This window comes from Streptomyces sp. NPDC047049, from assembly GCF_040643995.1.
GTDB lineage: Bacteria > Actinomycetota > Actinomycetes > Streptomycetales > Streptomycetaceae > Streptomyces > Streptomyces mooreae.
This window is the reverse complement of sequence record NZ_JBEYVM010000002.1, coordinates 503,552-517,251: the sequence shown is the minus strand read 5'-3', so window position 1 is coordinate 517,251 and position 13,700 is coordinate 503,552. Positions and strand designations below refer to the sequence as shown.

At 71.6% G+C, this 13,700-nt stretch carries 10 protein-coding genes; 3 read left to right on the top strand and 7 right to left on the bottom strand.

Features of this window, described 5'->3' with window-relative positions; genetic code table 11:
* Positions 1-73: 73 nt before the first annotated feature.
* Both dnaJ and hrcA read right to left on the bottom strand, forming a co-directional pair.
* On the bottom strand, positions 74-1,210 hold the full coding sequence (dnaJ, locus tag ABZ851_RS06310) for a molecular chaperone DnaJ (protein WP_336049031.1): 1,137 nt from the start codon (positions 1,208-1,210) through the stop codon (positions 74-76).
* Positions 1,211-2,227, bottom strand: a complete 1,017-nt coding sequence (hrcA, locus tag ABZ851_RS06305) for a heat-inducible transcriptional repressor HrcA (RefSeq protein WP_311623693.1) — start codon at positions 2,225-2,227, stop codon at positions 1,211-1,213.
* Between the two features lie 194 nt (positions 2,228-2,421).
* Here hrcA and ABZ851_RS06300 point away from each other — a divergent pair, with 194 nt between their 5' ends.
* A complete protein-coding gene (locus ABZ851_RS06300) occupies positions 2,422-3,156 on the top strand; it encodes an MBL fold metallo-hydrolase (protein WP_361122859.1) in 735 nt (244 codons plus the stop codon).
* Positions 3,157-3,208: 52 nt separating this feature from the next.
* The gene (locus ABZ851_RS06295; RefSeq protein WP_361122856.1) at positions 3,209-4,042 is read left to right on the top strand and encodes a DUF3097 domain-containing protein; all 834 of its coding nucleotides are present in this window, start codon (positions 3,209-3,211) and stop codon (positions 4,040-4,042) included.
* On the opposite strand, the gene ABZ851_RS06290 is transcribed toward ABZ851_RS06295, so the two are convergent.
* The 5 genes from ABZ851_RS06290 to lepA all read right to left on the bottom strand — a co-directional run bounded on the left by ABZ851_RS06290 (position 4,020) and on the right by lepA (position 12,635).
* Positions 4,020-4,589, bottom strand: coding sequence for a Uma2 family endonuclease (locus ABZ851_RS06290; RefSeq protein WP_361123756.1), 570 nt, complete (start codon positions 4,587-4,589; stop codon positions 4,020-4,022). The two genes, ABZ851_RS06295 and ABZ851_RS06290, sit on opposite strands and share 23 nt — an antisense overlap.
* A 107-nt stretch (positions 4,590-4,696) precedes the next feature.
* On the bottom strand, positions 4,697-5,929 hold the full coding sequence (hemW, locus tag ABZ851_RS06285) for a radical SAM family heme chaperone HemW (RefSeq protein ID WP_361122853.1): 1,233 nt from the start codon (positions 5,927-5,929) through the stop codon (positions 4,697-4,699).
* Positions 5,930-6,029: 100 nt separating this feature from the next.
* Positions 6,030-8,201, bottom strand: coding sequence for an ATP-binding SpoIIE family protein phosphatase (locus ABZ851_RS06280; protein ID WP_361122851.1), 2,172 nt, complete (start codon positions 8,199-8,201; stop codon positions 6,030-6,032).
* A 367-nt stretch (positions 8,202-8,568) separates the two neighbouring features.
* Positions 8,569-10,455 (bottom strand): AMP-binding protein, encoded by a 1,887-nt coding sequence (locus ABZ851_RS06275; protein ID WP_336049036.1) that lies wholly within the window; start codon positions 10,453-10,455, stop codon positions 8,569-8,571.
* A gap of 305 nt (positions 10,456-10,760) precedes the next feature.
* A complete protein-coding gene (gene lepA, locus ABZ851_RS06270; protein ID WP_088797614.1) occupies positions 10,761-12,635 on the bottom strand; it encodes a translation elongation factor 4 in 1,875 nt (624 codons plus the stop codon).
* 215 nt (positions 12,636-12,850) lie between these two features.
* Between lepA and rpsT the strand changes: the two genes are divergently transcribed.
* Positions 12,851-13,117, top strand: a complete 267-nt coding sequence (gene rpsT / locus ABZ851_RS06265; RefSeq protein ID WP_093492649.1) for a 30S ribosomal protein S20 — start codon at positions 12,851-12,853, stop codon at positions 13,115-13,117.
* Positions 13,118-13,700 lie beyond the last annotated feature (583 nt).

The following is a 13,700-nucleotide window of genomic DNA, read 5'->3' as shown; positions in this document are numbered from 1 at the left end:
CACCGTTCCGAACCGGGGCCGAGGCCGCCGCGCCGCCGGGTGGAACGGCTGCGGCCCCCGGGCTCACCTGGGGCTATCGCCCGTTGAACGCATCCTTCAGACGCGAGAAGAGACCCTGCTGTCCGGGCTGGAACTGCCCCGTGGGCCGCTCCTCCCCGCGGAGCTTGGCCAGCCGCCGCAGCAGATCTTCCTGGTCGGGGTCGAGCTTGGACGGTGTCTGCACCTCGACGTGGACGATGAGGTCGCCCCGGCCGCCGCCGCGCAGATGGGTCACGCCGCGCTGGTGCAGCGGAATCGACTGGCCGGACTGGGTACCGGGCCGGACATCGATCTCCTCCACGCCGTCCAGCGTCTCCAGCGGGCACTTCGTGCCCAGCGCCGCCGCCGTCATGGGAATGGTGACCGTGCAGTGCAGATCGTCGCCGCGCCGCTGGAAGACCGAGTGCGCGACCTCGTGGATCTCCACGTAGAGATCACCGGCGGGGCCGCCGCCGGGGCCGACCTCGCCCTCGCCCGCGAGCTGGATGCGGGTGCCGTTGTCGACACCGGCCGGGATCTTGACGGTGAGCGTGCGGCGCGAGCGGATCCGGCCGTCGCCGGCGCACTCGTGGCACGGCGTCGGCACGACCGTGCCGAAGCCCTGGCACTGCGGGCACGGCCTGGACGTCATGACCTGGCCGAGGAAGGACCGGGTGACCTGGGAGACCTCACCGCGGCCGCGGCACATGTCGCAGGTCTGCGCCGAGGTGCCGGGGGCCGCGCCCTCACCGCTGCAGGTCGTACAGACGACGGCGGTGTCGACCTGGATGTCCTTGGTGGTGCCGAAGGCGGCTTCGTTCAGCTCGATGTCGAGCCGGATCATGGCGTCCTGGCCACGGCGGGTGCGCGAGCGCGGTCCGCGCTGCGACGCGGTGCCGAAGAAGGCGTCCATGATGTCGGAGAAGTTGCCGAAGCCCGCACCGAAGCCGCCCGCGCCCTGGCCGCCGCCGGCCTGCGAGAGGGGGTCCCCGCCGAGGTCGTAGACCTGCTTCTTCTGCGGGTCCGACAGCACCTCGTAAGCGGCGTTGATCTCCTTGAACCGCTCCTGGGTCTTCGGATCCGGGTTCACGTCCGGGTGCAGCTCGCGCGCCAGCCGGCGGAAGGCCTTCTTGATCTGGTCCTGCGAGGCGTCGCGGCCGATGCCGAGGACCGAGTAGTAATCCGTGGCCACTTACGACTCCGCGAGGATTTGTCCGACGTAACGTGCCACTGCGCGTACCGCTCCCATCGTTCCGGGGTAGTCCATGCGGGTCGGTCCGACCACGCCGAGTTTGGCGACTGCCTCGTCGCCCGAACCGTAGCCGACCGTGACGACCGATGTGGACGCCAGGCCTTCATGGGCATTCTCATGCCCGATGCGTACGGTCATGCCCGAGTCCTTGGCCTCCCCGAGCAGCTTGAGCATCACCACATGCTCCTCAAGGGCTTCCAGCACCGGCCGGATGGTCAGGGGGAAATCGTGTCCGAAGCGCGTGAGATTGGCGGTGCCGCCGATCATCAGGCGCTCTTCGGTCTCTTCCACCAGAGTTTCCAGCAACACCGACAGCACTGTCGAGACCGTGCCGCGGTCGTCCTGCTCGAAGGACTCCGGAAGATCCTGCACCAACTGCGGCACATCCGCGAACCGGCGGCCGACGACCCGGCTGTTGAGCCGGGCCCGCAGATCCGCCAGGGAGGTTTCGCCGAACGGTGCCTGGCAGTCGATGAGCCGCTGCTCGACCCGGCCGGTGTCCGTGATCAGTACGAGCATCAGCCGGGCCGGGGCCAGGGCCAGCAGCTCGACGTGCCGGACCGTGGACCGGGTCAGGGACGGGTACTGCACGACGGCGACCTGCCGGGTCAGCTGCGCCAGCAGCCGGACCGTGCGGCCCACCACGTCGTCGAGGTCGACGGCGCCGTCCAGGAAGTTCTGGATGGCCCGCCGCTCCGGGCTGGACAGCGGCTTGACGCCGGCCAGCTTGTCGACGAACAGGCGGTAGCCCTTGTCGGTCGGGATCCGCCCGGCGCTGGTGTGCGGCTGGGCGATGAACCCCTCGTCCTCCAGGACCGCCATGTCGTTGCGGACGGTGGCCGGGGAGACCCCGAGCCGGTGGCGTTCGGTGAGCGCCTTGGAGCCGACCGGCTCCTCCGTCCCGACGTAGTCCTGGACGATGGCGCGCAGCACCTCCAGCCTGCGTTCACTGAGCATCCCGCGCACCTCCAGTCCGGCCGTCCGCCGCTTCGTTTCTCCTGGCACTCACACGGGCCGAGTGCCAGACCTTGAGCCAGTGTACGGCCGGGTAGCACGGGCGCGGCAAGGGCGGGCGCGCGGAGTACCCGTCCGATGACCGTGATCGGCCGATCTGTCGGGCAACGCTATCGCGATGGCGCTAGCGTCTCGGTATGCGTACTGCTTGGGAAGAGGCCGGCTGGGAACGGCTCGGTGACGGTGTCGCCAGGCGCCGGATGCCGGGCTGGGACGAGACGATCGGGGTGATCGCGGGGAGCACCGGGGTGATGATCGTCGACACCGGCGCGACCCTGCGCGACGGCGCGGATCTGCGCCGGACGATCCGCGGGGTGCTGGGCCGGGACGTGACGCATATCGCGCTCACCCACCCCCACTTCGATCATGTGCTGGGCACGGCCGCCTTCGCGGGCGTCGCGGTGTTCGGGGCGGCCGGACTGGGCGAGCTGCTGCGCCGCGGCAAGGACGAGCTGCGGCACGACGCGATCCGGCACGGCGTCGCGCGGGACGCCGCCGCGGAGGCCGCCGATCTGCTCGTCGCCCCGCACCACCAGGTGCACGGCCAGCTGACCGTCGAGCTGGGCGACCGGCAGGTGCTGCTCGCCAATGTCGGCCCCGGGCACACCGCCCACGATCTGGCGGTCCTGGTACCGGGCCGGGGCGGCGAGCCGGAGATCGTCTTCTGCGGTGACCTGGTCGAGGAGTCCGGCGAACCCCAGGCGGGCCCCGACGCCCTGCCGCGGCAGTGGCCCGGCGCGCTGGACCGGCTGCTGGCCCTCGGCGGCGAGGAGGCGCGGTACGTTCCCGGCCATGGCGCCGTGGTGGACGCCCGCTTCGTCCGCGCCCAACGCGACGCCCTGGCGGCCCGCTTCGGCGTGGCGCCTTCCTGACCCCGCTCCTGACCCCCTGCCCGCCCCCTCCCGACGGAACAGGCCCCACACGATGCAGAACAGGCACTACAGCCCGGACCTCACCCCACCGTGGAAGAAGCAGCGGCCCGCGCCCGAGGTGCCGGCCGAGCCCGATCTGGTCGTCGAGGAGGTCACCTCGGGCTTCTGCGGCGCCGTGATCCGCTGCGAGAAGACGGCGCAGGGCCCGACGGTCACCCTGGAGGACCGCTTCGGCAAGCACCGGGTCTTCCCCATGGAGCCGCGCGGCTTCCTCCTGGAGGGGCGGGTGGTCACGCTCGTACGCCCCCAGGACCGGCCGGCGCCCGCCGCGCCGGCGCGTACGGCATCGGGATCACTCGCCGTGCCCGGCGCCCGCGCACGGGTCGCCCGCGCCGGGCGCATCTATGTGGAGGGCCGGCACGACGCCGAGCTGGTGGAGCGGGTGTGGGGCGACGACCTGCGCATCGAGGGCGTGGTCGTGGAGTACCTGGAGGGCATCGACGACCTGCCGGCGATCGTCCGCGGCTTCGCCCCCGGCCCGGACGCCCGCCTCGGCGTCCTCGTCGACCATCTCGTACCCGGCTCGAAGGAGTCGCGCATCGCGGCCGGGGTGACCGGGGACCATGCGCTGGTGGTGGGCCACCCCTACATCGACATCTGGGAGGCGGTGAAGCCGTCCTCGGTCGGGATCGCGGCCTGGCCGTCCGTTCCGCACGGGCAGGACTGGAAGACCGGGGTGTGCCGGGCGCTGGGCTGGCCGGAGAACACGGGCGCCGCCTGGCAGCGCATCCTGTCCTGCGTGCGCTCCTACAAGGACCTGGAGCCGGCGCTGCTGGGGCGGGTGGAGGAGCTGATCGACTTCGTCACGGCCGGCGGTGGCGGGTGACGGCAGGAAGAGTGCCGAACCGGGAGGTGTCCAGCGTGATGCCGAGGGTGTCGACGCGGAGCGCAACACCGAACGGGACGGTGCGCTGCACCTCGTAGTCGGCGTCCTCTCCCGCGCCGCCCGGTTCCGTCAGCAGTACGCAGCGGGCGTCGTACGGGTCGATGATCAGATACCCGGGGACGCTCCCGGCGGCGTAAACCGAGCGCTTCAAGCCGTAGTCACGGTCAGCGCTGCGCAGGGAAACCACCTCGGCCAACAGCGTCACGTCCGAGGCGGGTACGAGCCATCCGGAACCCTCGCCCCTTCCGCACTCCAGCACCACGAGGTCGGGCTGGGGCTTGCTGAGCTCCCCCGGGAACGAGACGTGCTGGGTCGCGAACCTGTGCCAGCGGTCGTGCGGAATCTGGCCCGTCACCTCGCTGACGATCGTGTTGTGGACGATATCCGTCCCGCCGGTCAGCAGGATCTCCCGGCGCAGGAGCTCCGCCCGCAGCCCCTCCGGCGGCTCGAACGCCGCGAAGTACTCCTCGATGTGCTGATCATGCACTGTGGCCAACCGCCCAACTGTCTTTGCGTGCAGGGGTACCGCCTGCAGCCTAGGGACGGCGTGGCCGGGTGGGCCGGGCCTCGGGACGGGATCCCCCGGCCGAGTGATCAGTCCACCAGATCCCGCACCACCGCATCCGCCAGCAGCCGCCCCCGGAGTGTCAGGACAGCCCGCCCACGGCCGTACGGACCGGCCTCCAGCAGGCCGTCCTCCAAGGCGCGGGACGCCGCCCGCGCCCCCGCCGGGGCCAGGATGTCCAGGGGGCAGCCGTCCGCCAGCCGCAGTTCCAGGAGGATGCGTTCGACCCGGCGGTCCTCGTCCGTGAGGAGTTCGCGGCCGACGCCCGGGGAGCGGCCTTCGGAGAGGGCCTGGGCGTAGGCGCCGGGGTGTTTGACGTTCCACCAGCGGACGCCGCCGACGTGGCTGTGGGCGCCGGGGCCCGCGCCCCACCAGTCGGCGCCGGTCCAGTACAGCTCGTTGTGGCGGCAGCGGGCGGCGTCGGTGGTGGCCCAGTTGGAGACCTCGTACCAGCGGAAACCGGCCGCGGCGAGGCGTTCGTCGGCGATGAGGTAGCGGTCGGCGTGGACGTCGTCGTCGGTCATCGCCACCTCGCCGCGGCGGATCCGGCGGGCCAGCTGGGTGCCCTCCTCGACGATCAGGGCGTAGGCGGAGACATGGTCGGGGCCGGCCCCGATCACGGCATCCAGGGAGGCGCGCCAGTCGTCGTCGGTCTCACCGGGGGTGCCGTAGATCAGGTCGAGGTTGACGTGGTCGAAGCCGGCCGCGCGGGCCTCGGCGACGCAGGCCTCGGGACGGCCGGGGGTGTGGGTACGGTCGAGGATCTTCAGGACGTGCTGCCGGGCGCTCTGCATGCCGAAGGAGACGCGGTTGAAGCCGCCCGCGAGCAGCCCGTCGAGGTAGCGGGGGCCGACGGACTCCGGGTTGGCCTCGGTGGTGATCTCCGCGCCCGGCGCCAGGCCGAACTCCTCGCGGATCGCGGCCAGCATCCGGCCGAGATCCGCCGCGGGCAGCAGGGTCGGGGTGCCGCCGCCGACGAAGACCGTCTCGACGGGGCGCGGGTCGTCGCCCAGCACCTTGCGGGCCAGCCGGATCTCGTCCACGACGGTGTCGGCGTAGTTGTCGCGGGAGGCCAGGGCGCCGCCGGAGCCGCGCAGCTCGCTCGCGGTGTAGGTGTTGAAGTCGCAGTAGCCGCAGCGGGTCGCGCAGTACGGCACATGCAGATAGAAGCCCAGGGGCCGGCCGGCGGCGGCCGCCGGCGTATGACCGGGCAGCGCCCCGTCCTCGGGCATCGGCTCACCATCGGGCAGTGCGGAAGGCATGGGAACCATTGTCCGTCATGGCGGGGCGGTGCCGACCCGGGCCCGGTGTGCCCTACGGCACCCCGGACCCACGCCGCCCCCGGCCTACGGCACCCCGGGCCTATGACTCCCCCGGCCCGGCCGCCTGGAGGACCAGCAGGGCCAGGTCGTCGTCGGGCGGGACCGGGCCGAAGGCGTGGACGGTGTTGCGGATGTGGTCGGCGAGGGCGGTGGCGCCCAGGCCGGCGCCCGCGGCGAGGGTGAGGGCCAGACCGTCCTCGTCGTCGAAGAGCCGCCGTCCCGAGCGCCGCTCGGTCACCCCGTCCGTGACGCACAGAAGCGTTTCACCCGGGCAGAGGTCGAACGATTCGCTGACGTACGCGGCGTCCTCCACCACTCCCAGCAGCATCTGCGGCGCCGCGACGACCCGGACCCGGCCGTCCGTGCCCAGCACCAGCGGCAGCGGGTGGCCGGCGCTGGCGAGGGTGCAGCGGGCGCCGCCGGAGCCGCCGGGGTACGGGACGATCTCGCCGTAGAGCAGGGACAGGAAGCGGGCCTGTTCGCCCTCCTCACGGATCTCGACCGGGGCCTCCGCACCGGCGCCGGCCGCCGCCACCGCCGCCGCGACCGCCGCGACCGAGTCGGCGGCCTCCCGTGCCATGGTCTTGTTCAGCCGGTCGAGCACCGCGGCCACCCCGAAGCCGTCCCGGGCCAGCAGCCGCAGCACCGGGCGGGCCAGCCCGGTCACCGCGGCCGCCTCGGGGCCGCTGCCGCAGACGTCGCCGAGGGCGAAGCACCAGCGGCCGTCCCCGGCGTCGAAGAGGTCCCAGAAGTCGCCGCCCGCCCAGGCGCCCTCGCGCGGTTCGTAGACCACCGCCGACTCCACGCCGGGCACCTGCGCCCGCCCGCGCGGCAGCAGCCGGCGCTGCAGGACCTGGCTGATGCGCTCCTGGCGGCTGTAGGCGCGGGCGGTGGCGACGGCGCGGGCGACCCGGCGGCCCAGGTCCTCGATCAGCCCGACCACCTCGTCGGGGAAGCGCAGCAGCCCGCTCCGGCCGAGCAGCAGGGTGCCGAGGCGGCGGCCTCCCGCGACCAGGGGGCAGGCGAGCGCGGCGCCGCCCGGCCCGTAGCCGCCCGGTTCGTACGGCCAGGGCCAGGGGGCCGCGCCGGGCGCACCGCTGGGCGAGGCGCCGTCCGGCAGCTCCGGCGGCTGCTTCTCCAGCGCCGTGCGCAGCGCGTCGATCCGGCTCTCGGAGGCGTGCCAGACGCGGGCGAGCCGCTGTTCCTCGCCGTCGGCGGCGATGCCCCGGCCGGGGGCGCCGCTGTCGCCGTCGTAGAGCCACACCGCGCACCATTCGGCGAGCCGCGGCACGATCAACTGGGCGGCGAGCGAGGCGACCTGATCGGCGTCGAGCTGGCCGGAGAGCAGGTCGGAGGCCTCGGCGAGGAAGGAGAGGGCGCCGTTGTCGACCCAGCCGGCCTCGTGGTCGGGCCGGGCGGAGCGGCGCGGCGCCGGGGCCAGCAGCTCGGCGGCCCGCAGTCCGTGCCGCAGCAACTGGCCGTCGAAGGCGAGCTCCGGCTCGGGCCCGGCGCCGTCCCGGGCGCCGACGGGCAGCCGGAACCAGACGGTCTTCATGGCCCGGCGGTAGGTGATGCCCCAGGATTCGGCGACGGCGCTGATCAGCTGGAGGCCGTGGCCGCCGTTCTCGGCGGCGGCGCTGTCCTCGGGGGCGCGGACCGGCTGGGCGGGGTGGTGGTCGGAGACCTCGATGACGAGGCCGGGGCCGGCTGGGCCGTCGGGGCCGGTGCCGGGTGTGCCGTCGAGGCCCGCGCCGGGGGCGTACGCGAGCGGCGCCGGGTACGGCTGCCCGCTCCGGCTCCCGCGGGACTCACCGCTCCGGCCCTCATGGGGCTCCCCGCTCCGGCTCCCCGGGGATTCCGCGCCCGGCTCCCGCTCCGGCTCCAGGCGGCAGCGCAGCTCGACGGTGGTGCCCGCGTGCACCACCGCGTTCGTCACCAACTCGCTGACCAGCAACACCGCTTCGTCCGCGAGCCGGCCGGTCAGGCTCTCCGCGCCGGCCAGCCCCTGGTCGGCCCAGTCGGCGAAGGCGGCCCGGACGAAGCGGCGGGCGGCGGCAGCGGCCTGCGGATCACCGGGCAGGCTGGCCCACCGGGAACGGGCCACGGCCCCCTCGGCAGGCCCGGCCGCGGGTCCGCCACGGGCCCCGCCCGCCCTCGCCCTGCGCGTCGCCGTGACACCGTCGTCCCGTGGCGACGAAGTTGTCGTCCGCATTGAGCAACTCCCGACCAGCTCCGCTACAGCGCCGGATGCGCCAACGACAGAGTGACAGAACGAGCGCAGCCATAAGCACGGAGTCACAGAAGTGGGTGGTCACGGCGGCCAATTCGGCTGACGCACCGAGGGAGTTGGCCGACGCGCACCAAGCGGCGCCCGGGGTACCTGTAGGGACACCCCGACGGCGGCCGCGGTTCCCGCCGGCCGCCGTCTTCACCCGTACGGGCGCGGCGGCATGCGGCACCCCCGTACGGGCGGGAACGCGCCGGCCCGTAAGGGCGCGACGCCCCGCCGCCGCGACCCGCACGAGCCCGGCGGTACGGGACGCGCCGACCCGCCCCGTACCGCCGTGTCCTCGTTGCGGCTACGCCTCGCGCGTCCCCGCGTACATCTCGTCGATCAGGTCCTTGAACACCCGCTCCACCACCGGCCGCTTGACCTTGAGGCTCGGAGTCACCTCGCCGTGCTCGATGTCCAGGTCACGCGGCAGCAGCCGGAACTTGCGGATCTGCTGCCAGCGCTGCAGCCCCTCGTTGACCCGCTCGACATAGCCGTCGATCAGTTCGCGGGCCTGCGCGGTCGCGACGACCTCGGCGTACGTCTTGCCCTCCAGACCGTGCTCCTTGGCCCAGGTCATGATCGTCGGCTCGTCGAGGGCGATCAGGGCGGTGCAGAAGTTCCGGTTGGCGCCGTGCACCAGCACATTGGAGACGAACGGGCAGACCGCCTTGAACTGGCCCTCGACCTCGGCGGGCGCGATGTACTTACCGCCCGAGGTCTTGATCAGGTCCTTCTTGCGGTCGGTGATCCGCAGATAGCCGTCCGGGGAGAGCTCGCCGATGTCACCGGTGTGGAACCAGCCGTCCTCCTCCAGCACCTCGGCGGTCTTGTCCGGCAGGCCGTGGTAGCCCTGCATGATGCCGGGGCCGCGCAGCAGGATCTCGCCGTCCTCGGCGATCCGCACCTCGGTGCCGGGCAGCGGCTTGCCGACCGTGCCGGTGCGGTAGGCCTCGCCGGGGTTGACGAAGCTGGCGGCGCTGGACTCCGTCAGGCCGTAGCCCTCCAGGATGTGGATACCGGCGCCGGAGAAGAAGTAGCCGATCTCCGGGGAGAGCGCGGCCGAGCCGGAGACCGCAGCGCGCAGCCGGCCGCCGAACGCCTCCCGCAGTTTGGCGTAGACGAGGGCATCGGCGATCCGGTGCTTGGCGCCGAGCGCGAAGGGCACCGAGGCGTTGCCGGTGCGGCGGAAGTTGTCCTGCGAGACCTTGGCGTACTCGCGGGCCACGTCGGCCGCCCACTGGAAGATCTTGTACTTGGCGCCGCCGCCCTGCCGGGCCTTGGCCGCGACACCGTTGTAGACCTTCTCGAAGATCCGCGGCACCGCCGCCATGTATGTGGGCCGGACGACCGGCAGATTCTCGATGATCTTATCGACCCGGCCGTCCACGGCGATCACATGGCCGGCCGCGATCTGGCCCGCGGTGAGCACCTTGCCGAAGACGTGCGCCAGCGGCAGCCAGAGGTACTGCACGTCCTCCTCGGTGACCATGCCGGTGGCCGGGATCGCCCGCGCCATGTACGCCCAGCAGTCGTGCGGGAGCTGTACGCCCTTGGGGCGGCCGGTGGTCCCGGAGGTGTAGATCAATGTGGCCAGCTGGTCGGCGCGCAGTGCGGCGACCCGCTCCCTGACGCAGTCCGGGTGGTCCTCCAGATAGGCGGTGCCGCGCTTCTCCAGCTCGGCCAGGGTGAGCACCCAGCCCTCCGGATCGCCCTCGGCGGGCTCCGCGCCCGCCTCGTCGATGACGACGACATGCGCCAGCTCGGGCAGCTCGGCGCGCCGCTCGCGCGCCTTGGCGAGCTGTCCGGCGTCCTCCGCGATCAGCACCCGGCTGCCGGAGTCGGCCAGGATGTAGGCGGTCTCCTCGGCGTTGGTGCTGGGGTAGACCGTGGTGGTGGCGGCGCCGGAGCAGAGCACGCCGAGGTCGGCGAGGATCCACTCGACGCGGGTACTGGCTGCCAGCGCCACCCGCTCCTCGGGCAGTATGCCGAGCGCCATGAGCCCGGCGGCCACGGCGTAGACCCGTTCCGCGGCCTGCGCCCAGCTGATCGACTTCCAGTCGTCCGGTCCCGGTCCCGAGGCCGGGACCGGATAGCGATAGGCCTCGATATCGGGCGTGGCCGCGACCCGCTCCAGGAAGAGATGCGCCACCGAGGGCGGCCGGTTTTCGATCAGCGTGTGGGTGTCCGTCACGGCGTCCTCCGGGGCCCGCTTCGATGCTGGTGACTCGCGAGTAACCTTTGAGCAGTGATCAGACTAGAGCGCGAGGCGCCGACGCGTAAGAGGCTACGACCGACTGGTTAAGGATGTGACCAGTGCGATAGGTGTACGTAGCACGCGCAATGTCCGATAGGGGCCGCGGCGCGCGTCCGCAGCGGGCCACCGGGGACCGGGAACCGGACCGCCGGCGGCCGGTCCCCGGAGGAAAGCCGACAGGGCACCGGCCCCCTGCCCGGGGACCCGCGCCCTGCCTTCCGCCTTCTTCCGCCTGCTTCTTCCTACTTCTTCGACTTCGCGTCGCCGTCGGAGTCCGAGGACAGCACCGCGATGAAGGCCTCCTGGGGGACCTCCACGCTGCCGACCATCTTCATCCGCTTCTTGCCTTCCTTCTGCTTCTCCAGCAGCTTCCGCTTACGGGAGATGTCGCCGCCGTAGCACTTGGCGAGGACGTCCTTGCGGATGGCGCGGACCGTCTCACGGGCGATGACCCGGCTGCCGATGGCGGCCTGGATCGGCACCTCGAAGCTCTGCCGCGGGATCAGCTCCCGCAGCTTGGCGACCAGCCGCACGCCGTACGCGTACGCCTTGTCCTTGTGGCAGATCGCGGAGAACGCGTCGACCTTGTCGCCGTGCAGCAGGATGTCGACCTTCACCAGGTCGGCGATCTGCTCGCCGGTGGGCTCGTAGTCCAGCGAGGCGTAGCCGCGGGTCTTGGACTTGAGCTGGTCGAAGAAGTCGAAGACGACCTCGGCGAGCGGGAGGGTGTAGCGGATCTCGACCCGGTCCTCGGAGAGGTAGTCCATGCCGAGGAGGTTGCCGCGGCGGTTCTGGCACAGCTCCATGATCGCGCCGATGAACTCGCTCGGCGCCAGGATCGTGGCCCGGACGACCGGCTCGTGCACCTTGTCGATCTTGCCGGTCGGGAACTCGCTCGGGTTGGTGACCTCGTGCTCGGCCCCGTCCTCCATGTCGACGCGGTAGACCACGTTCGGTGCGGTGGCGATCAGATCGAGGCCGAACTCGCGCTCCAGGCGCTCGCGGATGACCTCCAGGTGCAGCAGCCCCAGGAAGCCGACGCGGAAGCCGAAGCCCAGAGCCGCGGAGGTCTCCGGCTCGTAGACCAGCGCGGCATCGTTGAGCTGCAGCTTGTCGAGGGCGTCGCGCAGCTCGGGGTAGTCCGAGCCGTCCAGCGGATACAGCCCCGAGAACACCATCGGCTTGGGGTCCTTGTAGCCGCCCAGCGGCTCCTCGGCTCCCTTGTTCAGCTGGGTGATCGTGTCACCCACCTTGGACTGCCGGACATCCTTCACACCGGTGATCAGGTAGCCCACCTCACCGACGGACAGCCCGTCGGCCGCCTTCATCTCGGGCGAGTTCGTGCCGATCTCCAGCAGCTCGTGAGCGGCGCCGGTGGACATCATCCTGATGCGCTCGCGCTTGCCGAGCGTGCCGTCGACGACCTTCACGTAGGTCACGACACCGCGGTAGGCGTCGTAGACCGAGTCGAAGATCATCGCGCGGGCGGGGGCGTCCTTGACGCCGACCGGGGCCGGCACCTCGCGGACGACCTTGTCCAGCAGCTCGGCCACGCCGACGCCGGTCTTGGCCGAGACCCGCAGCACGTCCTCGGGCTCGCAGCCGACCAGATTGGCCAGCTCGGCGGCGAACTTCTCCGGCTGGGCGGCCGGCAGGTCGATCTTGTTGAGGACGGGAATGATCGTGAGGTCGTGCTCCATCGCCAGGTAGAGGTTGGCGAGGGTCTGGGCCTCGATGCCCTGGGCGGCGTCGACGAGGAGGATGCAGCCCTCGCACGCGGCGAGCGAGCGCGAGACCTCGTAGGTGAAGTCGACGTGGCCGGGGGTGTCGATCATGTTCAGGATGTGGGTCGTCCCACTTCCCTCTTCACCCTCGGTGGGGTCCCAGGGCAGCCGGACCGCCTGGGACTTGATCGTGATGCCACGCTCGCGCTCGATGTCCATGCGGTCGAGGTACTGCGCGCGCATCTGCCGCTGGTCGACGACACCGGTGATCTGGAGCATCCGGTCGGCGAGCGTCGACTTGCCGTGGTCGATGTGCGCGATGATGCAGAAGTTACGGAGGAGGGCCGGATCGGTACGGCTCGGCTCCGGCACGTTCGTAGGGGTCGCGGGCACGCAGGGTCCATTCAGTGAACGCGGGTAGGCGGGACTCGGGTATATGACGTCTCCCCCATCGTCCCATGACCGAGGGGCCCGGTCCGGTTCGGGCGAGGGCAGCGGTCCGGTTTGGGTGGCCGTAGACCCTGCTGGTAGCCTGGTCCACTGCGCTTCGTGCCCTCTCTCGTACGAGGCGCCACTCGAAACTCCAACGAACCTGAAAAGGCTCTTTCGTGGCGAACATCAAGTCCCAGATGAAGCGGATCAAGACCAACGAGAAGGCTCGTCAGCGCAACAAGGCTGTCAAGTCCACTCTGAAGACCGCGATCCGTCGCACCCGCGAGGCCGTGGAGGCCGGTGACCTGCAGAAGGCCGCCACCGCCCAGGCCGAGGCTGCCAAGAAGCTCGACAAGGCCGTCAGCAAGGGTGTCATCCACAAGAACGCCGCCGCCAACAAGAAGTCGGCGCTGGCGAAGAAGGTCGCGTCCCTCAAGGCCTGACCTTCCGCCGGAGGAGGTCACCGGCCGGTCCAGGCCTGGTCTTCCTCCACCCGCAGTACCCGCAGTACCCCTGTCGACGGGGACCCAGCGGCCCCTCTCTCCGCTCCCTGACCGATGCACCACCGTGCCGCACACGGCCTGCGTTCGCCACGCGGGTGCGGCACACCCGGCCCGCTCGGCGCGCTCCGCCGACCAGGCCGCAACAGCTTGATACGGAGGCCCCGCCTCACCCCTTCCCCGGGGGTGAGGCGGGGCTTTCTTTCGTTGGAGTTCCCTTCCGAGTTCATTCGCTGGAGTTCCCTTTCGAGGTTTCTTTGGGGGGCACTGGGAGGGATCGCTGGGAGGGCTCTTTGCAGGGGGTTGTTTACGAAGATTCTTGTGGTGTTCTGTTGCGAAGAGGCGTGGACGGCGGAATACATGGTGGCGTTCCGTCGCCGGGCTCCTGCTGCGGCGTCTCTACTGCGGTGCCATTGCTGCGGGGGTAGCGCTTTGGGGCAGTTGAGGCGACAGATCCCGGGCTCGCGGCAGGGGCGAAGGTGGCGTGAGCTTACGGGTGAGGGTGAATGGGGCAGCATTTCGGTCC